Origin of the sequence: Pseudomonas sp. A014, from assembly GCF_052378495.1 — a bacterium.
GTDB lineage: Bacteria > Pseudomonadota > Gammaproteobacteria > Pseudomonadales > Pseudomonadaceae > Aquipseudomonas > Aquipseudomonas machongensis.
In genome coordinates, this window is sequence record NZ_CP199001.1 from 5484392 (window position 1) to 5508701 (window position 24310).

At 65.6% G+C, this 24310-nt stretch carries 20 protein-coding genes; 10 read left to right on the forward strand and 10 right to left on the reverse strand.

Going from position 1 to position 24310, the window contains the following annotated elements; genetic code table 11:
* Positions 1-482: 482 nt before the first annotated feature.
* A complete protein-coding gene (locus tag ACTYOL_RS25400) occupies positions 483-2387 on the forward strand; it encodes a DEAD/DEAH box helicase (protein ID WP_178117563.1) in 1905 nt (634 codons plus the stop codon).
* 53 nt (positions 2388-2440) lie between these two features.
* Here ACTYOL_RS25400 and ACTYOL_RS25405 read toward each other — a convergent pair whose 3' ends face one another.
* From ACTYOL_RS25405 to ACTYOL_RS25415, 3 genes are all read right to left on the reverse strand, one after another.
* Positions 2441-3019, reverse strand: coding sequence for a YceI family protein (locus ACTYOL_RS25405; RefSeq protein WP_054894828.1), 579 nt, complete (start codon positions 3017-3019; stop codon positions 2441-2443).
* A gap of 34 nt (positions 3020-3053) precedes the next feature.
* Positions 3054-3605: a cytochrome b gene (locus ACTYOL_RS25410; RefSeq protein WP_065863857.1), complete on the reverse strand. Its 552-nt coding sequence runs from the start codon at positions 3603-3605 to the stop codon at positions 3054-3056.
* A 216-nt stretch (positions 3606-3821) separates the two neighbouring features.
* Positions 3822-5621, reverse strand: a complete 1800-nt coding sequence (locus ACTYOL_RS25415; RefSeq protein WP_063546538.1) for a flavin monoamine oxidase family protein — start codon at positions 5619-5621, stop codon at positions 3822-3824.
* A gap of 274 nt (positions 5622-5895) precedes the next feature.
* Between ACTYOL_RS25415 and ACTYOL_RS25420 the strand changes: the two genes are divergently transcribed.
* Both ACTYOL_RS25420 and ACTYOL_RS25425 read left to right on the forward strand, forming a co-directional pair.
* Complete coding sequence (locus tag ACTYOL_RS25420; RefSeq protein ID WP_054894831.1) at positions 5896-7302, forward strand: adenosylmethionine--8-amino-7-oxononanoate transaminase; 1407 nt, start codon at positions 5896-5898, stop codon at positions 7300-7302.
* A 151-nt stretch (positions 7303-7453) separates the two neighbouring features.
* A complete protein-coding gene (locus ACTYOL_RS25425) occupies positions 7454-8173 on the forward strand; it encodes a 16S rRNA (uracil(1498)-N(3))-methyltransferase (RefSeq protein WP_197892025.1) in 720 nt (239 codons plus the stop codon).
* Positions 8174-8183: 10 nt separating this feature from the next.
* On the opposite strand, the gene trhA is transcribed toward ACTYOL_RS25425, so the two are convergent.
* From trhA to ACTYOL_RS25460, 7 genes are all read right to left on the reverse strand, one after another.
* Complete coding sequence (gene trhA, locus ACTYOL_RS25430; RefSeq protein WP_444757273.1) at positions 8184-8801, reverse strand: PAQR family membrane homeostasis protein TrhA; 618 nt, start codon at positions 8799-8801, stop codon at positions 8184-8186.
* Positions 8802-8875: 74 nt separating this feature from the next.
* Complete coding sequence (locus tag ACTYOL_RS25435; protein ID WP_444757274.1) at positions 8876-9349, reverse strand: chemotaxis protein CheW; 474 nt, start codon at positions 9347-9349, stop codon at positions 8876-8878.
* The gene (locus ACTYOL_RS25440) at positions 9342-14618 is read right to left on the reverse strand and encodes an Hpt domain-containing protein (protein WP_444757275.1); all 5277 of its coding nucleotides are present in this window, start codon (positions 14616-14618) and stop codon (positions 9342-9344) included. The genes ACTYOL_RS25435 and ACTYOL_RS25440 overlap by 8 nt, the downstream gene beginning before the upstream one ends.
* 10 nt (positions 14619-14628) lie before the next feature.
* Positions 14629-16650 (reverse strand): methyl-accepting chemotaxis protein, encoded by a 2022-nt coding sequence (locus tag ACTYOL_RS25445; protein WP_370671316.1) that lies wholly within the window; start codon positions 16648-16650, stop codon positions 14629-14631.
* A gap of 50 nt (positions 16651-16700) precedes the next feature.
* Complete coding sequence (locus tag ACTYOL_RS25450; protein WP_065863863.1) at positions 16701-17255, reverse strand: chemotaxis protein CheW; 555 nt, start codon at positions 17253-17255, stop codon at positions 16701-16703.
* Positions 17252-17617, reverse strand: a complete 366-nt coding sequence (gene pilH, locus ACTYOL_RS25455; RefSeq protein WP_012274551.1) for a twitching motility response regulator PilH — start codon at positions 17615-17617, stop codon at positions 17252-17254. The genes ACTYOL_RS25450 and pilH overlap by 4 nt, the downstream gene beginning before the upstream one ends.
* A 47-nt stretch (positions 17618-17664) precedes the next feature.
* On the reverse strand, positions 17665-18066 hold the full coding sequence (locus ACTYOL_RS25460; RefSeq protein ID WP_065863864.1) for a response regulator: 402 nt from the start codon (positions 18064-18066) through the stop codon (positions 17665-17667).
* 194 nt (positions 18067-18260) lie between these two features.
* On the opposite strand from ACTYOL_RS25460, the gene gshB reads away from it, so the two are divergent.
* From gshB to ACTYOL_RS25495, 7 genes are all read left to right on the forward strand, one after another.
* Positions 18261-19214: a glutathione synthase gene (gshB, locus tag ACTYOL_RS25465; RefSeq protein ID WP_444757276.1), complete on the forward strand. Its 954-nt coding sequence runs from the start codon at positions 18261-18263 to the stop codon at positions 19212-19214.
* Between the two features lie 89 nt (positions 19215-19303).
* The gene (locus tag ACTYOL_RS25470; protein WP_444757277.1) at positions 19304-20203 is read left to right on the forward strand and encodes an energy transducer TonB; all 900 of its coding nucleotides are present in this window, start codon (positions 19304-19306) and stop codon (positions 20201-20203) included.
* Between the two features lie 110 nt (positions 20204-20313).
* Positions 20314-20883: a YqgE/AlgH family protein gene (locus ACTYOL_RS25475; protein WP_125931242.1), complete on the forward strand. Its 570-nt coding sequence runs from the start codon at positions 20314-20316 to the stop codon at positions 20881-20883.
* Complete coding sequence (ruvX, locus tag ACTYOL_RS25480) at positions 20883-21308, forward strand: Holliday junction resolvase RuvX (RefSeq protein ID WP_054894841.1); 426 nt, start codon at positions 20883-20885, stop codon at positions 21306-21308. Before ACTYOL_RS25475 ends, ruvX begins: the two co-directional genes overlap by 1 nt.
* A gap of 46 nt (positions 21309-21354) precedes the next feature.
* Positions 21355-21873, forward strand: a complete 519-nt coding sequence (pyrR, locus tag ACTYOL_RS25485) for a bifunctional pyr operon transcriptional regulator/uracil phosphoribosyltransferase PyrR (protein WP_444757278.1) — start codon at positions 21355-21357, stop codon at positions 21871-21873.
* A gap of 12 nt (positions 21874-21885) precedes the next feature.
* Positions 21886-22890, forward strand: coding sequence for an aspartate carbamoyltransferase catalytic subunit (locus ACTYOL_RS25490; protein ID WP_444757279.1), 1005 nt, complete (start codon positions 21886-21888; stop codon positions 22888-22890).
* Positions 22887-24158 (forward strand): dihydroorotase, encoded by a 1272-nt coding sequence (locus ACTYOL_RS25495; protein ID WP_054894844.1) that lies wholly within the window; start codon positions 22887-22889, stop codon positions 24156-24158. Before ACTYOL_RS25490 ends, ACTYOL_RS25495 begins: the two co-directional genes overlap by 4 nt.
* Positions 24159-24310 lie beyond the last annotated feature (152 nt).

The following is a 24310-nucleotide window of genomic DNA, read 5'->3' on the forward strand; positions in this document are numbered from 1 at the left end:
AGGCTCCGAACGTAGATTGGAGCCTTGATCATTCAAGCTGATGCCAGGTTTCCCTCGATACAGCCCTGCAACCGCGACACCCCGCAACTCGGCACGCGCCACCAAGAATCGAACGGCACCTGATCGACGCACAACACGCCTGAGCACTGCGCCGCTGGCCATCGTGCAGCGCGCCTGTACTGCCCAGCATGCGCGCAACGCAAACTCCGCCGAACATTTTCTCGACGCCGTTGAGCAGCAGGATCGCAGCACATCGCGATAGCTCTGTTATACTCGGGCCTTCCCGCCCGGCTCACGCCCGGACGCTCGGCCTCGCAAAAGGCATCTCGACCAGCAGCGACGCACCCTCAAGTGCCCGCCCGCCGCCTCCAGGATGCGCAGTGTAAGCCCAGCTGGACCGGACGCGATCGCATCCCACCGATGCCAGTCGCGCCAGGCAGAACATCCCACAGGGCCCAGCCCAAACGAGAACAGGATTGCCCATGTCCTTTGCTTCCCTCGGTCTCTCCGAGGCACTTGTCCGCGCTATCGAGGCTGCGGGCTACACCCAGCCTACCCCGGTGCAACAGCGGGCCATTCCCGCCGTGTTGCAAGGCCGCGACCTGATGGTCGCCGCGCAGACTGGCACTGGTAAAACCGGTGGCTTCGCCCTGCCGATCCTCGAGCGCCTGTTCCCAGGTGGTCACCCCGACAAATCGCAGCGTCACGGCCCGCGCCAACCGCGCGTCCTGGTCCTGACCCCGACCCGCGAACTGGCCGCACAGGTCCACGACAGCTTCAAGATCTATGCCCGCGACCTGAACTTCATCAGCGCCTGCATCTTCGGCGGCGTCGGCATGAACCCACAGATCCAGGCGATGGCCAAGGGTGTCGACGTTCTGGTCGCCTGCCCGGGCCGTCTGCTCGACCTGGCCGGACAAGGCAGCGTCGACCTGTCCAAGGTGGAAATTCTCGTTCTGGACGAAGCCGACCGCATGCTCGACATGGGCTTCATCCATGACGTGAAGAAAGTCCTCGCACGCCTGCCGGCCAAGCGCCAGAACCTGCTGTTCTCGGCGACCTTCTCCAAGGACATCACCGACCTCGCCGACAAGTTGCTGCACAACCCCGAGCGCATCGAGGTCACGCCGCCCAATACCACCGTCGAGCGTATCGAGCAGCGCGTCTACCGCCTGCCTGCCAGCCACAAGCGTGCGCTGCTGGCCCACCTGATCACCCTCGGCGCCTGGGAACAGGTGCTGGTCTTCACCCGTACCAAGCACGGCGCCAACCGCCTTGCCGAGTACCTCGAAAAGCACGGTCTGACCGCTGCCGCGATCCACGGCAACAAGAGCCAGAATGCGCGCACCAAGGCTCTGGCCGACTTCAAGGCCAACAGCGTGCGAGTGCTGGTCGCCACTGACATCGCCGCCCGTGGCCTGGATATCGACCAGTTGCCGCACGTGGTCAACTTCGAACTGCCCAACGTCGAGGAAGACTACGTTCACCGCATCGGTCGTACTGGCCGTGCTGGCCGCTCCGGTGAAGCCATTTCGCTGGTGGCACCTGACGAAGAGAAACTGCTCAAGAGCATCGAGCGGGTGACCAAGCAGAGGATCCCGGATGGCGACCTGATGGGCTTCGATGCCTCGCAGGTCGAGGCCGAGAAACCCGAGGTGCGCGAACGCCAGCAGAACAACGGCCGCGGCGGGCGCAACCAGCAGCAACGTGCCGAAGGCAGCAAGGAAGGCAGCGGCGGACGCAAGGACAAGGGCAAGGACAAAGGCAAGACCAAGCAACAGGCCGCCGACAAGCCTGCCGACAAGGGCACTGCAGGCGACAAGCCGCAGCAGAAGAAGCAGGAGCCACGCAAGCAGCGCGACAACAGGAAGCCGCGTCAGCAGCAGGCCGGCCAGGCCCAAGGCAATGCCCCCAAAGTACCCGCCGATCGCGACCCGGAAGAGTTCCTGGACGACGATATCGACAACTTCGGCAACCGCGCCGACTACGTCAGCCCTTACCAGAACGGCAAGAACCAGGGCCGCAACCGTCGCCCGGGCGGCAACGGCGGCCAGGCCCAAGGCCAGGGGCAGCGTTCGGGATCGGGCCAGCCTCGCAACAACAACGGTAGCGGCGGCCAGCGCCAGGGCGGCCAGGGTTCTGGCGAGAAGCGCCCCCGCAACAACAATGGTGGTGGTGCACGCCGCGATGGCAACCCGGGCCGTGCGCGCCGGGACGACAGCAACCGCCAGGAACCTGCCGTGCGCAATCCGCGCGAGTCGCAGAGCACGCCTGTGATCATCCGCAAGGAATCCAAGCTCGACCGTTACCCGACGCCCGAGCAACTGGATGACCTGCCGAGCCGCCCCCGCGGCGAGCGTCCGGCGCTGTTGACCCGCAAGGGCTGACAGAAACGACAAGGGGCCGCATTGCGGCCCCTTGTCGTTTCAGATGACGCGAATCACTTCTGCTTCACGCCTTCCAGGCTGATGTCCAGATCCAGGGTCTGGGAAGTCGGGCCTGGGCCCTTGATGCCAAAGTCGTTCAGGTTCAGCGTGGTCTTGGCGTTGAAGCCAGCGCGCTCGCCACCCCACGGGTCCTTGCCCTCGCCGTTGAACACGGCCTTGAAGGTGACCGGCTTGGTCACGCCATGCAGGGTCAGGTCGCCGGTCACGTCGGCAGTCTTGTCACCGGTGGACTTGACGGCCGTGGAGACGAACTTGGCGTCGGGATATTTCTTCACGTCCAGGAAGTCGGCGCTGGCGATGTGCTTGTCGCGCTCGGCATGGTTGGACCACAGGCTGGCAGTCTTCAGGTCGACGCTGATCTTGCTGGCTTCAGGCTTGGCGCTGTCCCAGGAGAACGAACCGTCGAAGTCCTTGAATGTGCCGTGGATGAAGCTGTAGCCCAGGTGGCTGATCTTCCAGTCGACGAAAGCATGCTGGCCTTCCTTGTCGATCTTGTAGTCAGCGGCCATGGCCTGACCAGCGCCAATCAGAGCGGTACCGAGCGCCAGGGCGGCAAAAGTCTTTTTCAACATCCTTACTTCCTTCCTTTGCAATTGAGGTTGAGAGTCAAGCTTTGCGGCCCAGCATACGAGCCAGGGTCGCGTCACGGTCAATGAAATGGTGTTTCAAGGCTGCCAGGGCATGCAGGATGGCGAAAATCACCAACCCCCAGGCCAGATACAGGTGAATCACACCGGCAGTGTCCGCCTGATCGGGCAGGTTGCTGACCAGTGCCGGTACTTCGAACAGGCCGAATACCGGAATGCCGACACCATCGGCAGTGGAGATCAGGTAGCCGGCGGCCATGACCGCGAACAACCCCAGATACAGCGCCAGGTGCCCCAGCTTGGCGGCCATGCGGGTGAGTGACCCGTGGCTGGCCGGAGCCGGTGGAGGTGGGCTGATCAAACGCCAGAGTACGCGCAGCAGCATGACAGCCAGTAATACCAGGCCAATGCTCTTGTGCAGGTCGGGCCCGGCTTTGCGCCAAGGATCGTAGTAGTCGAGACCGACCATCCACAGGCCCAGACCGAACAACCCGAATACGACAAGGGCCACGCCCCAGTGCAGGAAGATGCTGACCGCACCATAGCGAGAAGCAGAATTGCGCAGTTGCATGTTGGCGTATTCCCCGTGAAAGCTGTGCACAAGATAACGCGATAAGTATCGAAATAAAGCGGAAAAGTCCGCTTCTTATAATCGAAAAAATCGATAGCTTATTTTGAATTCATCTAATTAAGAAAACATTAACAGTAGGCGAACGCGGGGGACTTGCCAGGGCAGGCAACAGCGCGGGCACATCGCGGCAATGCCACGAGTGCCCGCAATGACCAATCAGTTGGCCTTGGCCTGAGTGTCGGTCGAGGGTTTCTTCTTGACGGGCTCGGCTTTTGCGGCGGCCTTCTTCACCGGCTCCGTCTTGCTGGCCTGCTTGGCCGGCGGCTTGTGCGCTGGTGCGTGCTTGGCAGGTGCCGCCTTGGTCGGTGCAGCCTTGGCGGGTTGGGCCTTGACCGGTTCTTCCTTGGCCACAGGCGCAACGGCCGGCGCCGCTGGTGCGGCTGCAGGAGCAGGAGCTGGCGGCGCGGGTGTCGGCTCGGCGGCCTTGGTCACCGGCTCGGTCTTGGCCACCGGTTTGTCGTCGCCACCGAACAGACGGGAGAAGAAGCCAGGCTTGTTGTCCTTGGCGGCTGCCGCGCCGACTGCCGCAGCGCCCGCAGCAGCAGCGACCGGCGCCGCCTTGACCACTGGATCGAAGGATTTGCCAGCGGCCAGGTCCTCGACCTGGCCCGCGGCACGCTGGCCACTGCGCAGCGCGCCTTCCAGGGTGCCCGGGTAAAGTGCATCGGTGTGTTCGCCAGCAAAGGCGACACGTTGCACCGGGCGCTCCCACAGACGCCAGTACTTGCTGATCTGCCCCGGCCCGTAGGCCAGGTAGGCGCCGCCGGTGCCGGCGTCGGTGCTGTAGCGCTTGACCTCGTAACCGGTAAAGGCGCCACGAGCCTGAGGGTAGAAGGCATGCAGGCGAATCAGCACCTGGTCGACCATCTGCTTGTCACCGAAGGCCTGCAGCAGGCGGGCGTTGTCGCCGGACAGGTTGATCACCACATTGGCACCGCCCTTGAGCGCCGGTTCGATCCACAGCATGCCCAGGCCTGCGTTGCTGAAGATCTCGCCCGACATACGCGAGCGGCTCTCCCAGACCGGGTTCTTGAACTTGAGCAGCAACTGGTCGCGCCAGCCGTAGTTGGTGCCTTTGAGTGCCGCCAGATGCTGGTTGTCCAGTCCCGGCGTCATCTGGATCTTGGCCAGCGCGCGCAGCGGCACGGCAAGGACCAGATAGTCAGCCTGGTAGCCCACGGCCCCCACCTTGACGGTGACGCCGTCCTTGTCCTGGACGATGGCGGTGACCGGCGAACTGGTCTTGATGGTCTTGAGTTGCTTGACGAAGGCCTGTGCCAGTACCGGGCTGCCGCCAGGCAGGCGTGCCGCACGCAGGTCACGATCGCCAACCCCACGATAGACCCGGCTCTGCTGGGCGAAATAGAGCAACGACAGGCGCGAGGGCTCGTCATAGCGGGTACGGATCTGCTGGTTGATCAACTGACGGGCGGTCGCTGGCAGTTGCAGCTTGTCCAGCCAGGTGGAGACGTTGATCTGATCGAGGGCGAACAACGTGCTGTTGGCAGCCGGGTTCAGCGGGTCATCGATCGAACGGGCCAGGTCATCGAGGGTCTTCTCGTAGCGCTTGATCGCCTCGGCGGTCGCGGGCTGCTTGGTGGCGAGGTCGGCCGCGCTGAAGTACTCACCGTCGATCAGGTAGCCTGGGGTACGCACGAACTCGGGCGCAGGCAAGGTTTCCAGCTTGAAGCGGTCCAGGTATTGATTGAGTACCGGTTGCGCCTTGTTGTTGCCGATCCACTCGCTGGTCGCCAGCCCCGAACGGCCACCCATGCCGCCCTTGGCTTCGAGCAGGGTCACCTGCCAGCCCTTGGACTGCAGCTCGTAGGCTGCCGTCAGGCCGGCCAGGCCACCACCGACGACAATGGCCGTGGGGGTCTTGTCCTTCGCCAGCGCACCAGCGCTGGATGCACCAATCAATACCAACGCGCACAGGCGCACCCAAGCAGCAGCCATGTCGGCGAACTCCGGATCAGAAGCGAAATGTAAGTGGGGAGGATCTCCCCAGGAGAGATGCGCTAAGAATACGTCAGGTCCCAGGAGCCTGCCAGCACAGCGCTATCAAGTGCTTCGAATGGTTCGGTTTTCTATGTTGAGCCTTTCGTAGCGGTTCGGCGTCCCGACAAGCCCGCTCCCACACAAGCCTGCACAAAATCCAAGGTTGTTCCTGGGGGTGCCTTTGCTTAGGCTTACGCCGTCCTACTTGCCACCCCAGCCAGGAGATCCGCCCATGGGCCTGAATCAACAGTGGATGCAGCGCGACCTCAAGGTCCTGTGGCACCCCTGCACCCAGATGAAAGACCACGAGAGCCTGCCGCTGATCCCGATTCGCCGCGGCGAGGGTGTCTGGCTCGAGGACTTCGAGGGCAAGCGCTATCTGGACGCGGTCAGCTCCTGGTGGGTCAACGTCTTCGGCCATGCCAATCCGCGCATCAACCAGCGCATCAAGGATCAGGTCGACCAGCTCGAACACGTCATCCTTGCAGGCTTCAGCCATCAGCCGGTGATCGAGCTGTCCGAGCGCCTGGTGGCCATGACCCCGGCCGGGCTGGATCGAGTGTTCTACGCCGACAACGGCTCGTCATGCATCGAAGTGGCGCTGAAGATGAGCTTCCACTACTGGCAGAACAAGGGCCAAGGCGCCAAGAAGCGCTTCGTCACCCTGACCAACAGCTATCACGGCGAAACCATCGCCGCGATGTCGGTCGGCGATGTACCGCTGTTCACCGAAACCTACAAGGCCCTGCTGCTCGACACCATCAAGGTGCCCAGCCCCGATTGCTACCTGCGCCCTGAAGGCATGGGTTGGGAGGAACACTCGCGCAACATGTTCGCAGCCATGGAGCAGACCCTGGCCGAACACCACGCCACGATCGCCGCGGTCATCGTCGAGCCGCTGATCCAGGGCGCTGGCGGCATGCGCATGTATCATCCGGTTTACCTCAAGCTGCTGCGCGAAGCCTGCGACCGTTACGGTGTGCACCTGATCCATGACGAAATCGCCGTCGGTTTCGGCCGCACCGGCACGATGTTCGCCTGCGAGCAGGCCGGTATCCGCCCAGACTTCCTTTGCCTGTCCAAAGCCCTGACCGGTGGCTACCTGCCGCTCGCCGCCTGCCTGACCACCGATGACGTGTACCAGGCCTTCTACGACGACTACCCGACCCTGCGCGCCTTCCTCCATTCGCACAGCTACACCGGCAACCCACTGGCCTGCGCCGCGGCGCTGGCGACCCTGGACATCTTCGAGCAGGACCAGGTGATCGATGCCAACAAAGCGCTGTCGGCGCGCATGGCCAGCGCCACCGCGCACCTGGTCGATCACCCGAACGTGGCCGAAGTGCGCCAGACCGGCATGGCTCTGGCCATCGAGATGGTCAAGGACAAGGCCGGCAAGGTCGCCTATCCGTGGCAGGAACGCCGCGGCCTGAAGGTCTTCGAGCATGCCCTGACCCGCGGCGCGCTGTTGCGTCCGCTGGGCAGCGTGGTGTATTTCCTGCCGCCCTACGTGATCACCCCGGAGCAGATCGACTTCCTGGCCGAAGTGGCCAGCGAAGGCATCGATATCGCCACCCGTGACAGTGTCAGCGTGGCGGTGCCGGCCGATTTCCATCCCGACTTCCGCGATCCGGGCTAGGCCTCAGTCCCCACGCGCACCCTGTGGGAGCGGGTTTACCCGCGAATACGATGGTGGCCGCACCGCCGCATTCGCGGGTGAACCCGCTCCCACAGGGTCCATGCCCACCCTGCCACAGGGTCCATGTCCACCCTTTGCCCCGAGCCGAACCATGAGACTGTCCCGTTTCTTCATCGACGCCCCCCTGAGCCTTGGCGAGCACGAGTTGCCCGAGGCCCAGGCCCACTACATCGGCCGCGTGCTGCGCATGAGCGTCGGCGCCGCCGTGCAACTGTTCGACGGCAGCGGCCAGGAATACCTCGGCCAGTTGCTCGAAGTGGGCAAGAAATCCGTGCGGGTCAGCCTCGACCAGGCCCTGCCCGGCCAGCCCGATTCGCCGCTGCACATCCACCTCGGCCAGGGGCTGTCCCGTGGCGAGCGCATGGACTGGGCGATCCAGAAAGCCACTGAGCTGGGCGTCAACCAAATCACCCCGATCGTCAGCGAGCGCTGCGAAGTGCGTCTGAAGGACGAGCGCGCCGACAAGCGCCTGGCTCACTGGCGCCAGGTGGCGATCAGCGCCTGCGAACAATGCGGGCGCTCCACGCTGCCAGTGATCCACCCGCCGGTGACCCTGGCCGAATGGTTGAAAGACAGCGATGCCGATCTCAAGCTGGTCCTGCACCCGGTGGCCGAGCCGCTGACCAGCCACGACAAACCGACACGTCTGGCCTTTCTGATCGGACCTGAGGGTGGCTTGAGCGATGCCGAAGTCGATCAGGCCAAGGGCGCCGGCTTCCACGCCGCCCGCCTCGGCCCTCGCGTACTGCGCACCGAGACGGCGCCGGTGGTGGCGCTATCGGTGGCGCAGCAGCTGTGGGGCGATTTCTAAGATCAGCCCCCTATAGCACGTAGAAGTACACCGCGACGAAGTGCATCAGGCTGCCAGCGATGACGAACAGGTGCCAGATGCCGTGCCAGTGGCGAAAGCGGCTGTCGAAGGCGAAAAAGATGATGCCGACGGTGTACAGCACACCGCCGGCCGCCAGCCAGGCAAAGCCGGCGCCACCGAGGCTGTGGAGCAACGGTTTGACCGCCACCAGCACGATCCAGCCCATCACCGCGTAGATGATGATCGAGAGGATCCGTGCCTCGGAGCGCGGTTTGATCTCCTGGAGCATGCCGATCACCGCCAGGCCCCATACGATGCCGAACAGGCTCCAGCCCCAGGGCCCGCGCAGACTGACCAGGCAGAACGGTGTATAGCTGCCGGCGATGAGCAGGTAGATCGACAGGTGATCGAGCTTGCGCATGACCACCTTCGCCCGGCCGCGCGTGCTGTGATAGAGCGTGGAAATGCTGTAGAGCAACAGCAGCGTGAAGCCGTAGATGGAGAAGCTGACGATCTTCCAGGGGTCGCCCTGCAAGCCCGCGACGACGATCAGCCAGATGGCACCGATACAGGCCAGGACAGCACCGACCAGGTGGGTCCAGGCGTTTAAGCGTTCACCGTAGTACATGCAGGCTCAGACCTCCACAAGGCCAATGGGTTCCTGGCGGGCAGTGGCGCGACAGGGCCCGCACGAGCATCATCCTACTGCGCCGAAGGTTGCAGATCCGCGTCACGCACCAGCCGCTCGAGCGCTGCCAGGTCCGGCACTCGCGCCACTTGCTCGCCCACCTGCACCGCCGCCAGCTCCAGCGCCCCCAGCGGCACGTCCACATAGTTCAACTGGCTGTCGAGCTTGCACGAGCGCGGGATCCCCTGCAGCAGCAGCGCCAGGTAGCGCAGCCCGGTATCGCCCAAGGCGTTGAGCACGACGATCCGCGCCCGCTCGCCACAGGGCGTTTCACCGCCACAGGCGGCCTCGAAGCCTATCAGCGGCAGACACTGCTGGCGCCAGGCGATCCAGCCCATGTGCCAGGCCGGCTCATGCAGCTCGCAGACGAACGCACGCTCGCCGATCAGCTCGGCCACCGCAACGTTGGGCAGCACCAGGGTGCGGTCGCCCAGGGGCAGCAACAGCCCGGTGAGGCTGCTGCGCTGACCGGCGATATGTTCAAGCATGAGGCTGGCTCCAGTGGGCGATGCTCTGAAGCAGGAGCGACTCCTGGTAAGGCTTGCCGAGGTATTCGTTGACGCCGATGGCCATGGCCCGGTCGCGGTGTTTCTGCCCGGTACGCGAGGTGATCATGATGATCGGCAAGTCGTGCAGGCGGTTGTCACGCCGCACCCGCGTCGCCACTTCGAAGCCGTCCATGCGCGGCATCTCGATGTCCAGCAGCAGCACGTCAGGACGGTGTTCCTCCAGCAGGGCCATCGCATCGACCCCGTCCTTGGCGGTCAACACGCTCATGCCGTGACGTTCCAGCAGGCGGCTGGTGACCTTGCGCACGGTGACCGAATCATCGACCACCATCACCAGCAACGGACGCCGCGCCGCCGGGCCGAACAGCTGGCGCCGCTCGCCGTCACCCACCGGCAACCGCGCCAGGCGTCGCTGCTGGCCGCGCAGCTGACCGAGCAGGTCGAGAATCAGCACCACCCGCCCATCACCGAGCAAGGTCGCACCAGACAAGCCCGGGACCGCAGCGAACTGTGGCCCCAGGCTTTTCACCACGATTTCGCGGCTCGGCGACAAGCCATCGGCCTGGATCGCGAACGACTGCTCCTGGGCATGCACCAGTAGCACCGGCAAGGGCAGGCTTTGCCCCAGCAGGCGCGGACGGCCGACATCCTGCAACAGCTCGCCCAGGTAGCGCAGGTCGTAGGCGTGCCCTGCATAGCGATAGCGCGGCGGATCCAGCTGGTAGCAGGCCTCGAGCTCGGCGGGCGGCACGCGGACGATGCCCTCGATGGTGTTGAGCGGGATGGCGTACTGCTCCTCGCCCAGGTGCACCATCAGCGCCCGGTTCAGCGATACCGTGAACGGCAAGCGGATCTGGAAGCGTGCCCCCTTGCCTGGGCTGGACTCGATGCTCATCGAGCCGCCCAACTGCTTGACCTCTTCATGGACCACATCCATGCCCAGCCCGCGCCCGGAAATCTGGGTGATCTTCTCGGCCGTGGAGAACCCCGGACGCAGGATGAACTGCAAGATCTCGTGATCGCTGAGCTGCGCCTGCGGCGCCAGCAAGCCGCGCTTGATGGCCTTCTTGCGAACCGCCTCCAGCGGCACCCCGGCGCCGTCGTCGCTCATCTCGATGACGATGTCGGCGCCCTCGTGGAGCAAGTTGAGGTGGATGGTGCCCTGCTCCGGCTTGCCTGCCGCCAGGCGCACCTCGCGCGGCTCCAGGCCATGGTCGACGGCGTTGCGCAGCATGTGCTCCAGGGGCGCGACCATGCGCTCGAGCACGCTGCGGTCCAATTCGCCCTCGGCGTTGCCGACCACCAGTTCGACCTGTTTGCCCAGCTCGCTCGCCACCTGCCGCACCACGCGCTGCAGGCGTGGCACCAGGCGCTCGAAAGGCACCATCAGGGTGGCGGTCAGGCCTTCCTGCAACTGACTGTTGACCCGCGCCTGCTGCTGCAGCAGGCCATGCGCCTCCTGGGCCCGCAGGGTCAGGGTTTCCTTGAGGTCGAGCAAGTCGGAAGCCGATTCGAACAAGGCCCGCGACAGCTGCTGCAACTGCGAATGGCGGTCCATTTCCAGCGGGTCGAAATCGTCGTAGGCGTCGCCCTCGGCCTGCCAGCGGCTGGACATGCGGCCCTGGGTTTCGTTGTCCAGGCGCAGCAACTGGTCGCGCATGCGCTCCAGGGTGGTTTCCATTTCGCTCAAGGCGAACTGTGCATCGTTGACCTGCTGCTCGATGCGACCACGAATGATCGCGTGCTCGCTGGCCAGGTTGCCCAGGTCGTCGAGCAGTTCGGCATCGACCTTGACCATGTCCCCCGGCGCTCGCTCGGGTGCAGCGCTCGGCACATCGAGCGGCGCGGCCTCCACCGGCGGCTGGCCGGCGGCGCTGTCGGTCAGCGCCGCACTGGAGAAGTTGCGAATGTAGTCGATCAGCGCCGTTGCCGCGTGCAGCGGCTGCCCCAAACGTACGGCGTCGAGCATGTGCGCGAGACGGTCGTGGCAGTTCTGCAGCAGGCTGAACAGCGCGGGCGTCGGCGGCAGGCGGCCAGCAGCGAGCAGTTCGTAGAGAAACTCCAGCTCATGGGCCAGGTCGCCGATGGCGGCGATTTCCACCATGCGCGCGCCGCCCTTGAGGGTGTGCAGGTCGCGCAGCAGGTTTTCCACCTCGACACTGCTGCGCGGGTCGGCCTGCCAGCGCGCCAATGCAGCCGCAGCGCTTTCGACGATGTCCGAGCTTTCTTCGAGGAAGACTTCCAGCAGCTCCTTGTCGCCGGGTGTTTCTGCCCCCTCCGGCTCGCTGACCGGCGCATGGCGGAACTCACGCAACTCGCCGAGCAGTGCCACCGCAGAAGACGGCAGCTCGCCCTGGCGCAGGCTGTCGAGCATCTGGCCCAGCGCCGCATGGCTGCGCTGCAGCAGCTCGAACAGCGCACTGCTGGCGGCCAACCGCCGATCGACCAGCCCTTCGTAGAGCAACGCCAGCTCCTGGGCGAGCACTTCGATGGCGCCAATCGCGGCCATCTGCGCACCGCCGCGCAAGGTCTGCACATCGTGCTGCAACGCGGACACCGCCGAGCTGGCTTCCGGCTCCTGTCGCCAGCGCTGCAAAGCCTGATCGGCGCTGTCGAGAATGTCGCCGGCCTCGTCGAGGAACAACTGCACCACTGCCGGCTCCGGCAGGTCCATGGCCGTGGCCAGCGGGGTCACGCCCTGCTCGCCCACCAGCCCGGTTGCCGCCGGGTCGAGCGCCCCGTCCAGCAGCGCACGCAAGCCATCCAGGCACTCGCTGCGCGGGGTGACCTCCTGCCCGGCGGCAATCTCGTCGAGCATGTCGATCAGGGCTTCGTGGGCCTGCCGCGCCTGGGCGAAGAAATGCCCGTTGGCGACCAGACTGCCCTCCTCAACCGCCCCATACAGATCGAGCAGCGCTTCGCAGAGCTCATCCACCTGCCAGAAATCGGCCAGGTGCGCACCATGGGCCAGGGTCGTCAGTTCGTCAAGCAGCGTGTCCAGCTCCTGGCGTTCACGCGGATGCTCCTGCCAGCGCGACAACAGCGACTCGGCATCGAGCAGGATATCCATGCCCTGAGCCAGGAAGCTGGCGATCAGTTGTGGATCACGACGGTTGCGGCGGGTGTGCGGCGCTGCGTCCTGCAGCACCGCCAGGCGTGCATCCACCGCTTCGCCGACCTGCTCGATCAGTTGCGCAGCGCCAGGAATCGGTGCCAACGGTGTGCGCTCAAGCTGGGCCAGGCCCAGCTGGAACAGGCTGCGCGACGCTTCCAGCCATTCGATATCCGCCACTTCCAACGGCAGTTGGTGCACCTTGTATTCACGCGCCAGGCGGTCGAAGGCGGTGGCAAGCTCTGCGATCGGCATCACCCCGGCCATGGCCGCGCTGCCCTTGAGGGTATGCAGCGCGCGTTGCAGGCTGTCGCTGACCGGGGTGTCCTGGCCTTTGGCAGCCATGAGAAAACTGTCGAGGCTGGCCAGATGGCCCTGGGCCTCGTTGCGAAAGATCTCCAGCAGTTGCGGATCGAGCCCGTCACTGTCGCTGGCAGACGCGGTGTCGTTGACCGCCAGGGCGTGCAGGTGGCTGCTGAGCTGTTCGACATCGGCCAGCCGGGGTATCTGACCCACCGCAAAGTCGGCGAGCAGGTCTGGCAGGTGCACAAAGGCCTGTTGCAGCGCCACGGCGCCCTCGCCGCTGAGCACGATGCGTCCTTCCAGCACACGGTTGAGCAGATGCTCGGCGCCCCAGGCCAGCTCGGCCACGGCGCCTGCGTGCACCATCCGCCCGCTGCCCTTGAGCGTATGCAAGGCACGGCGCAGTTCGACAAGCGCGTCGCGTTGCTGGTTGTCGGCACGCCAGCGCAACCATTGGCGTTCGATCTCCGGCAGCAGTTCAGCGGTTTCCTCCAGGAACACTTCGCGCAGCTCATCGTCGATGCCGTCATCGGCACGCTGCGGCTCAGCCATGACCGGCGCTTGGCTGCAGCGCAGGCCAAGGGCGGCCAGACTGGCGCAGGCCATGTCGAGAAAACGCTGGGCATCGGCCAGCGGGTCGGCGACACGCCATTGCAGGTAGCACTCCACCGCACTCAGGGCCTCGGCCAGGTGGGCCAGCTCCTGCTCCGGTGGCTCCTGCTCAAGATGCGACAACCAGCCTTGCACATAATCGGCCGACACCCCGAACACCTCGGAGGCGGTCGGCAGCATCAGCATCGCCAACGCGCCACGCACCTGCTGCAGCAGGCCCGGCAGGGGCTGCAGACGCTGGCGAGGCCAACCGGATTCCAGGCAGTCGCCGATCAGGTCCTTGGCCTGCTGCAGCACCGAGAGCGACTCCTCGAACACCCGCTGGCGGATCTCGGTCACGTCCGAGCCGGGCATGCCGCCTTCCAGGCCCTCGGCAAGGCCGCCCACCATGCCGTTGAGCGTCGCCTCCACGTACAACAGGGCACCAGCCACATCCATCAGCACCGCATCGTCCACGGCACGTTCGCCTTGGGCCAGGGCCTGCAAGGCGAGCACCTGGTCGATGATGACCCGGCGCGGCTGCTGGAAGCCCAGCACTGCGAGGGTATCGGCAACATGGCGCAGCGGCGCGATCAGCACATCGAGTGGGTCGCGCTGCTCGTTATCCCCCCGTACGAAGGGGTCGAGCCGCTCCTTGATCCGCACCAGGTCGTCGCACAGGGCAGTGATCACCGAGCGCAGGGCATCGCGGCCCTGACCGGCCTGCAACTGGTCGCGCCAGTTGCCCAGCGACAGGTCGAGGTTGGCCAGATCGTGGGCCCCCGCCAGGCGCTGCGCCGCCTCTCCCATCAGGCTGTCCTGGGCCAGCGGCTCGGCGCCGCGGCACAGGCGCAACTGATTGAGCAACGGCAGCACCACCAACGGCAGGTCGTGGCGCGCCCCCCGCAGGCGCTCGAGGTAGGGCGGCAATTGCTCAAGGCCGCGGAACAGCGCACCCAGGCAGTCGCCACGCGGGCTGACCTGGCCCTCGAAGAGGGCACGCCCGAGCAACTCCAACTCCTCGGCCAGGCGCGCCGCGCCATTGAGCTCAAGCATCGTCAGGCACCCTTGCACCTGATGCAGGTTGTCGACGAAGAACCCCAGCAAGGCCGGGTCGCCCGGCTCGCTGGAAAAACGCTCCAGCGCTTGGCGCGCCTGGCCCAGGCAATCGGCGATGGCCGCCTTGGTCCAGCTCAGGGCGACCGTGTCGTGACGCTCGGGGCTCATTGCCGTAACGGCCATAGACCTCTCCTCAGCGCCGCTCGGCCGGGGCCGGCAGGGTGAAACCAGACACCGAACGGCGCATCTCGCTGGCCATTCTGGCCAGGTGACGGATGCTGTCGGCGGTAGCGCCGGAACCGGCGGAGGTCTGCGCAGTGATCTGCTGGATCACCGCCATGGTGTGGGAAATCTGCCCGGCCGAGGATGTCTGCAATTGCGCCGCGTCGGAAATGCTGTGGATCAGCTCGGCCAGGTTCTGCGACACGCCCTCGATTTCGGCGAGGGCCACGCCTGCGTCCTGGGCAAGACGTGCACCACGCACCACTTCGGCGGTGGTCTGTTCCATGGAGATCACCGCTTCGTTGGTATCGGCCTGGATGGTTCGCACCAGCGCTTCGATCTGTCGGGTGGCCGACGACGAACGCTCAGCCAGGCGCTGCACTTCGTCAGCGACCACGGCGAAGCCGCGCCCGGCTTCACCCGCGAGCGAAGCCTGGATTGCCGCATTGAGGGCCAGGATGTTGGTTTGTTCGGCAATGTCGTCGATCAGGCTGACGATGTCGCCGATTTCCTGAGAAGACTCCCCCAGACGCTTGATGCGCTTGGCGGTGTCCTGAATCTGTTCGCGGATGTTATCCATGCCATGGATGGTGTTGTGCACCACCTCGTTGCCCTTGTTGGCGATGGCCACCGAACGCTCGGCGACCTTGGCCGACTCGTAGGCGTGGGCGGACACCCGGTCGATCGACTCGACCATGTCGCCCACCGCCAGCGACGCCTCGCTGATCTGGTCGGCCTGGTGTTCCGAGGCCTTGGCCAGCTGGCGTGCGGTGTTCTGGGTGTCCTGCACCGCAGCGGCGACCTGCTCGGCGCTGTGGTTGATGGTCGCCACCAGGTCGCGCAACTGGTCCACCGAGAAGTTGATCGAGTCGGCAATGGCGCCGGTGAAGTCTTCGGTGACCGACACCGTCACCGTCAGGTCGCCATCGGCCAGCTCTTCGATTTCATCGAGCAGGCGCATGATCGCCTGCTGGTTGCGCTCGTTCTTCTCCGCCGTGTCGCGTAGTTGCCGGTTGGTGGCGCGGACCATCACCAGGCCGATGAGGATGATCGAGGCCAGCGCCAGCAGGCCGAGCACATAGCCGCCGACGGTGTCGAGGGTGCGCCCGGCCAGGTTCTCGAAACCGTTGGCCAGGTGCGAGGCTTCGTCGAGCAGGGTCTGCGACAGGCTGAAGATGTTGCTCGCGGCCTCGCGCACCCGCAGCAGCTCCGGTGAAGTCTCGAGAATTTCGTCGACCGAGCCGGAAACGAACTGGAACAGCTCGGCGATCTCGGCCAGGCGCGCACGCGCGTCCGGGTCTTCGACACGGGTCACCTGGATCGCCGGATTGCCACCGAGCATGCCCTCGAGCACCTGGCCGAAGCGGCTGGCATCACGGCCGAAGGTGTCGGCGGCCTGCACCGAGGTATCGTCACCGGCCAGCACGGTATTGACCGAACCGAGAATCCGCTCGGCCAGCAGCAACTGGCGCTGGGCCACGGCCACCTGGCTGGCCGGTGCACCGCTCTGCAGCAGGATTTCCACGACCTTTTCATACTCGACCTGCAACTGTGGCACGGTTTCGGCCAGGGTCGCCGCCACCTGGTGCAAGGACAGCACGGTCTGCTCGCTGGCCAGGATGGTGTCGGTGTTGCGCCGCAGGTTTTCCCAGTCCTGGCGCACCGCGTCCATCTCGTCGCGCACCGTGGCCGGCGCTGGCGGCAGGCCGGTGGCCTTGTCACCCTCGCGCAGGTACTTCCACCGGCGCTCGAAATCGTTGCGTGCATCGGACAGCAGCCGGAACGCCAGGGCCTTGCCCGCCGCCGCCTCGGTGGCGTTCTTGGCGATGCGCTGGGACAGCACGCGCAACTCGCCCGCATGGCCGATGTACTGCTTGTCGTGGTTGGACTGGGTGTTGAGGTAGGCGAAGTTGGCGAACAGCAGCACGATCGACAGGATCAGCACCACGAACAGCACAGTGATCTGCGCAGTGCTACGCGGGCGCTGGGCCACGGCTTCGGGAACGACGGTTGGAGCGGGCTTGTTCACTGTCGCAGGGTCCTCTACAACGCCACATCGAGAAAGCCTGGCGCCTGGGCCAGGGCGAAGGGGCTGAAGATCGCCCAGTTGCGCTCACGCGGGAAATGCCCCTGGACGAAACGCGCCGCGGCGCGGATCAGTGGCTGCGGGGGCGACAGCTCCAGGCTGCTCAGGTCGAAATGCTGCAAGCCGACCACTTCATCCACCAACAGGCCGACGAACAGGTCGTCGTGGTCCAGCACCAGCACGCGGCGCTGCTTGCCCGAGGCTGCCGGCCCAAGGCCGAAGAACGCCGACAGGTCCATCACCGGCAGCAGGCGACCGCGCAGGTTGGCCACGCCGCACACCCATGGCTGCACCCCAGGCACCCGGCTGCTGCGCGGCTCGCGCAACACTTCAGCCACCTCACCCATGGGGGCGACGAACCACTGCCCGGCGATGCGAAAGCCGATACCGCTCCACTGCTGCAGGCGCGTGTCCTGCAGCGGCTGGTCGGCCACCAGCAGGCGGCAGCGGCGGTCGATGTCCAACAACAGCTCGAAGGCGGTCAGCGACGCACCCTGGGGGCGTGTGGTCAAGCGCCCAGCACCTCTTTGAGCTTGGCGATCAGCGCGTCCTCTTCCACCGGCTTGGTCAGGAAATCGCGAGCGCCCTGGCGCGTGGCCCAGATGCGGTCGGTTTCCTGGTCCTTGGTGGTGACCACGATCACCGGGATGGCGCTGGTTTCAGGGTCCTTGCTGAGCTGGCGGGTGGCCTGGAAGCCGTTCATGCCGGGCATGACGATGTCCATCAGCACCGCATCCGGCTTGTCCTGGCGGGCCAGGGCCACGCCATCGGCACCGTTGCTGGCCTTGAGCACCTGGTAGCCATGCTTCTCGAGCCATTCGGTCAATCTGTACATCTCTGTCGGCGAGTCGTCGACAATCAGCACTCGGGCCATACGGTTTCCCCATCAGGAAAATGAAGACCGCGCCAGGGCGGGCGCGGTCAGGGTGCGTGTTGTGCCTGCACGGCGAATCCGGGCACATGGGCACGGATCGCGTCGAGCAGTTCTTCCTTGCTGAACGGTTTGGTGAGGAACTGATCGGAGCCGACCACCCGGCCGCGGGCCTTGTCGAACAGGCCGTCACGCGACGACAGCAGGATCACCGGAATATCCTTGAACGCACTGTTGTGCTTGATCACCGCACAGGTCTGGTAACCGTCCAGGCGCGGCATCAGTACATCGACGAAGATGATCCGCGGCTTGTGATCGACGATCTTGGCCAGGGCATCGAAACCGTCGCTGGCGGTGATCACCTCGCAACCCACCTCGCCCAGCAGCATCTGGGCGGTGCGGCGGATGGTGCGGGAATCGTCGATCACCATCACCTTCAGGGGCTGTTCCATGAAATGCGTCACCCATCGCCAAGCCAGGAATGAAACCTCGAGGGCTGCCATGCAGCGCTCTGACTGGCATTTTTAACACAGTCCGGGTAGGCATTCCATCTGCCTCCCCCTTGACCGGCCGCGTTCCCGGCGCCACCCTGAGCCACTTTTCTTTCGTGCCATCGCGGCCACCTGCCGCCAAGAGGAATTACCCCATGAGCGTTCGTCTCGGGATTGTCATGGACCCCATCGCGTCCATTTCCTACAAGAAGGACAGCTCGCTGGCCATGCTGCTGGCGGCGCAGGAGCGTGGCTGGAGCCTGTTCTACATGGAGCAGCGCGACCTCTACCTGGGTGCCGGCCAGGCCCGTGCGCAGATGCGACCGCTGAAAGTGTTCGCCGATCCGGCGCACTGGTTCGAGCTGGGCGATGAGCAGGACAGCGCGTTGAGCGAGCTGGACGTGATCCTGATGCGCAAGGATCCCCCCTTCGACATGGAGTTCGTCTACAGTACCTACCTGCTGGAGCAGGCCGAGCGCGAAGGCGTGCTGATCGTCAACAAACCGCAGAGCCTGCGTGACTGCAACGAAAAGCTGTTCGCCACGCAATTCCCGCAATGCATGGCGCCAACCCTGGTCAGCCGCCGCGCCGACATCCTGCGCGCCTTCGCCGCTACCCATGGCGATGTGATCCTCAAGCCGCTCGACGGCATGGGCGGCGCATCGGTGTTCCGTCACCGCCAGGGCGACCCGAACCTCTCGGTGATCCTCGAAACCCTGACCCAGCATGGCCACCAGCAGATCATGGCGCAGGCCTACCTGCCGCAGATCGTCGATGGCGACAAGCGCATCCTGATGATCGACGGCGAGCCGGTGCCCTACTGCCTGGCACGCATCCCGGCCAGCGGCGAGACCCGTGGCAACCTGGCCGCTGGTGGCCGTGGCGAAGCCCGTCCGCTGACCGAGCGCGACCGCTGGATCGCCGCCCAGGTTGGACCGACCCTGCGCGAAAAGGGCCTGCTGTTCGTCGGCCTGGACGTGATTGGCGACTCGCTGACCGAGATCAACGTCACCAGCCCGACCTGCATCCGCGAGATCGATGCTGCCTACAACACCCATATCGGCGGCCAGCTGATGGACGCCATTGATCGCAAGCTCAAGGCGCGCTGACCACCGACGCGTAGCAAAACCCTGGAGTGGGGTATGATGCCGGTCCATTTCACTCGACCTGCTGCCCCACTGCGGTTGCTGGATACCCGATGACGCTGCCTGCCGACATCCCATCCGACCTGCTGCCACCGCGCGTTCGCCCGGTGGACCGGCTCGGTTTCACGCTGTTTCTTGCCGCCCTGGTGCACCTTGCTCTGATCCTCGGGGTGGGTTTCAGCGTGGTCAAGCCCGCCGAAGTCCGCCAGACCATGGATATCACCCTGGCCACCTTCAAGAGCGAGAAAGCGCCGGAGAAAGCCGACTACCAGGCCCAGGACAACCAGCAGGGCAGTGGCACCCTGGACAAGAAAGCCGTGCCCACCACCACCGAAGTGGCGCCATTCCAGGACAGCAAGGTCAACAAGATCACCCCGCCTCCGGCAGCCCGGCCGGAAACGCCGGCGTCGCCGGCAAAATCCGTGGTGACGACCAAGGCAGCGAAACCGCAGAAAGCCGAAACCGCGCCAAAGGAAAGCAAGCCTCAACCCAAGCCCCCCGCACCGGTGCCGGACTTCGACAGCTCGCAGTTGTCGAGCCAGATCGCCAGCCTCGAGGCCGAGCTGTCCAACGAACAGCAGTTGTATGCCAAGCGCCCCCGCATCCATCGTCTCAACGCGGCCTCGACCATGCGCGACAAGGGGGCCTGGTACAAAGAGGAATGGCGCAAGAAAGTCGAGCGGATCGGCAACCTCAATTACCCGGAAGAAGCCCGACGCCAGCAGATGTACGGCAGCCTGCGGATGATGGTGTCGATCAACCGCGACGGTTCGTTGTATGAAGTGCTGGTGCTGGAATCCTCCGGGCAGCCGGTGCTGGACCAGGCCGCCCAGCGCATCGTTCGCCTTGCGGCACCGTTCGCGCCGTTCACCGGGGACCTGGCGGAGTTCGACCGCCTGGAGATCATCCGCACCTGGCGCTTCGCGCGTGGGGACCGGCTGTCGAGCAATTGACCGGTACGGGCTGTGTCGGCCCGTCGCTGCGACTTGCCCCGTGATGGGGCCGGTACATACACCGCACAGCCAGCTTGTCAGCCTCGCCACCTGACGCCACACTACCCCTCATGAAAACCCTCACGCCGAGCTATCTCAAGCACCAGTTCCTGATTGCCATGCCGCACATGGTCGATCCGAACTTTGCCCAGACCCTCACCTACATCGTCGAGCACAACGCCAACGGCGCCATGGGCCTGGTGGTCAACCGCCCGCAGGAGCTGAACCTGGCCGATATCCTCGAGCAGTTGCGCCCGGATGAGGAACCGCCTGCCAGCACCCTGCAGATCCCGATCTACCAGGGTGGCCCGGTGCAGACCGACCGCGGCTTCGTGCTGCACAGCGCCGAATGCACCTACCAGGCCACCATCGAGCTGCAAGGCCTGTCGCTGTCGACATCACAGGATGTGCTGTTCGCCATCGCCGAGGGCGTCGGCCCGAAGCAGAGCCTGATCACCCTGGGCTACGCCGGCTGGGAAGCCGGGCAGCTCGAGGCGGAGCTGGCCGATAACGCCTGGCTCAACTGCCCGTTCGACCCCGAGATCCTCTTCGGCATGGCCTGCGAGCAGCGCCTGCAGGCCGCCGCGCAAAGCCTGGGCATCAACCTCAGTCTGCTGACCAGCCAGGCAGGGCACGCCTGATGGCCGAGCTGCGCCTGCTGCTGGGCTTCGACTACGGCACCCGCCAGATCGGCGTCGCCGTCGGCCAGGTCATCACCGGCCAGGCCCGCGAACTGTGTACGCTCAAGGCACAGAACGGCGTGCCGGACTGGAACCAGGTCGAGAAACTGATCAAGGAATGGAAACCCGACGCCATCGTCGTCGGCCTGCCGCTGAACATGGACGGCACGCCCAGCGAGATGAGCGAACGCGCGGAGAAGTTCGCCCGCCGCCTGCATGGACGCTACAACCTGCCGGTACATACCCACGACGAACGCCTGACCACCTTCGAGGCCAAGGGCGAACAGATGGCCCGTGGCGGCCAGCGTGGCAGCTACCGCGACAACCCGGTCGACGCCATCGCCGCTGCACTGCTGCTGCAGGGCTGGCTGGAGGCCAATACCTGACCATCCGCTTTGCTGCCGGCGATGCCGGCGCCCCAAGGAGCACGCAATGAGCCTACCCAATCCCGCCGACCTGATCCGGCAGATGGCCGTCGACCTTCGCGCCCACCTGGCGCGCCGCGCCATCGCCGACCCACGTTTCATCGGTATCCGCACCGGTGGCGTGTGGGTTGCCCAGGCCCTGCAGCAAGCGCTTGGCGACCAGAGCCCCCTGGGCACCCTCGACGTGTCGTTCTACCGCGACGACTTCAGCCAGAACGGCCTGCACCCGCAGGTGCGCCCGTCCGAGCTGCCGTTCGAGATCGAAGGCCAGCACCTGGTGCTGGTGGATGACGTGCTGATGAGCGGTCGAACCATCCGCGCTGCGCTCAACGAGCTGTTCGACTATGGGCGCCCGGCCAGCGTGACCCTGGTCTGCCTGCTCGACCTGGATGCAGGCGAATTGCCGATCCGCCCGAATGTGCTCGGTGCGACGCTGTCCTTGGCGGCCCATGAACGGGTAAAATTGACCGGACCCGCCCCGCTCGCCCTCGAGCGCCAGGACCTCGCCCCCGCATCCGCCCTTTAAGAGTCCCCCGCGATGACGCCATTCGACGCCAAGCGCCCGCTGCAGCTCAACGATCAGGGCCAGCTACGCCATTTCCTCTCGCTCGACGGTTTGCCCCGCGAACTGCTCACCGAGATCCTCGACACCGCCGACTCCTTCCTCGAAGTTGGCGCCCGGGCCGTTAAGAAGGTTCCGTTGCTGCGCGGCAAGACCGTGTGCAACGTGTTCTTCGAGAACTCCACCCGCACCCGCACCACCTTCGAACTGGCCGCCCAGCGCCTGTCGGCCGACGTGATCAGCCTGAACGTGTCGACCTCCTCGACCAGCAAGGGCGAGACCCTGTTCGATACCCTGCGCAACCTGGAAGCGATGGCTGCCGACATGTTCGTCGTGCGTCACTCCGACTCCGGCGCCGCGCACTTCATCGCCGAGCACGTGTGCCCGGAGGTCGCGGTGATCAACGGCGGCGATGGCCGCCATGCCCACCCGACCCAGGGCATGCTCGACATGCTGACCATCCGTCGGCACAAGGGTAGCTTCGAGAACCTTTCGGTGGCGATCGTCGGCGATATCCTGCACTCGCGCGTAGCCCGCTCCGACATGCTCGCGCTCAAGGCCCTGGGTTGCCCGGACATCCGTGTGATCGGCCCGAAGACGCTGATCCCGATCGGTATCGAGCAGTACGGGGTCAAGGTCTACACCGACCTGGCCGCGGGCCTCAAGGACGTCGACGTGGTGATCATGCTGCGCCTGCAGCGTGAGCGCATGGCCGGTGGCCTGCTGCCCAGCGAGGGCGAGTTCTACCGCCTGTTCGGTCTGACCACCGCACGCCTGGCCGGCGCCAAGCCGGACGCCATCGTCATGCACCCGGGCCCGATCAATCGGGGCGTGGAAATCGAATCGGCGGTGGCCGACGGCAAGCACTCGGTGATCCTCAACCAGGTGACCTACGGCATCGCCGTGCGCATGGCCGTACTGTCGATGGCCATGAGCGGCCAGAACGCGCAACGTCAACTCGACCAGGAGAACGCCCTGTGACCATCAGCATCATCGGCGCACGGGTCATCGATCCCAGCAGCGGCCTGGACCAGATCACCGACCTGCACCTGGAGAACGGTCGCATCCTTGCCCTCGGCGCAGCGCCAGCAGGCTTCAGCGCCAGCCGCACGATCCAGGCCGACGGCCTGGTGGCCGCACCTGGCCTGGTCGACCTCGACGTCGCCCTGCGCGAGCCGGGCTACAGCCGCAAGGGCAACATTGCCAGCGAAACCCGCGCGGCCGTGGCCGGCGGCGTCACCAGCCTGTGCTGCCCGCCGCAGACCAAACCGGTGCTCGACACCTCGGCCGTCGCGGAACTGATCCTCGACCGCGCCCGCGAGGCAGCCAACAGCAAGGTCTACCCGATTGGCGCCCTGACCAAGGGCCTGGAAGGCGAGCAACTGGCCGAGCTGGTGGCCCTGCGCGACACCGGCTGCGTGGCCTTCGGCAACGGCCTCAAGGAGATCCCCAACAACCGGACCCTGGCCCGCGCCCTGGAATATGCCGCCACCTTCGACCTGACCGTGGTGTTCCACTCCCAGGACCGCGACCTGTCAGCCGGAGGCCTGGCCCACGAAGGTGCCATGGCCAGCTTCCTTGGCTTGCCGGGCATACCGGAAACCGCCGAGACCGTGGCGCTGGCGCGAAACCTGCTGCTGGTCGAACAGACTGGCGTGCGAGCGCACTTCACCCAGATCACCAGCGCCCGCGGCGCACGGCTGATCGCCCAGGCCCAGCAACTGGGGCTGCCAGTCACGGCCGACGTGGCGCTGTACCAGCTGATCCTCACCGACGAGGCGCTGCGCGATTTCTCCAGCCTGTACCACGTACAGCCACCGCTGCGCACCCCGGCCGACCGCGATGGCCTGCGCGAGGCGGTGAAGTCGGGCGTCATCCAGGCGATCTCCAGCCACCACCAGCCCCACGAGCGCGATGCCAAGCTGGCACCGTTCGGCGCCACCGAAGCGGGGATCAGCAGTGTCGAACTGCTGCTGCCGCTGGCCATGACCCTGGTCGAGGACGGCCTGCTCGACCTGCCGACCCTGCTGGCACGGCTGTCCAGCGGCCCGGCCCAGGCGCTGCGCCTGCCGGCGGGCGAGCTGAAGGTCGGTGGTGCGGCAGACCTGGTGCTGTTCGACCCGAGCGCCTCCACCGTGGCCGGCGAGCAGTGGTTCTCCCGTGGCGAAAACTGCCCGTTCATCGGGCATTGCCTGCCGGGCGCAGTGCGCTACACCCTGGTCGATGGGCATGTCTGCCACGAGGCCTGAGTAGGCCTCTTCGCGGGCAAGTCGTAGCAGCGAACCGCCGCTGCGACTTGCCCGCGAAGGCCCCACTTCAATGCCACTGCCAATCCGACCATTCATCCCCCCCGGTTGAAATCCTTCCCACCTCCCCCCATATGAGTCTGCAACAGGCATTT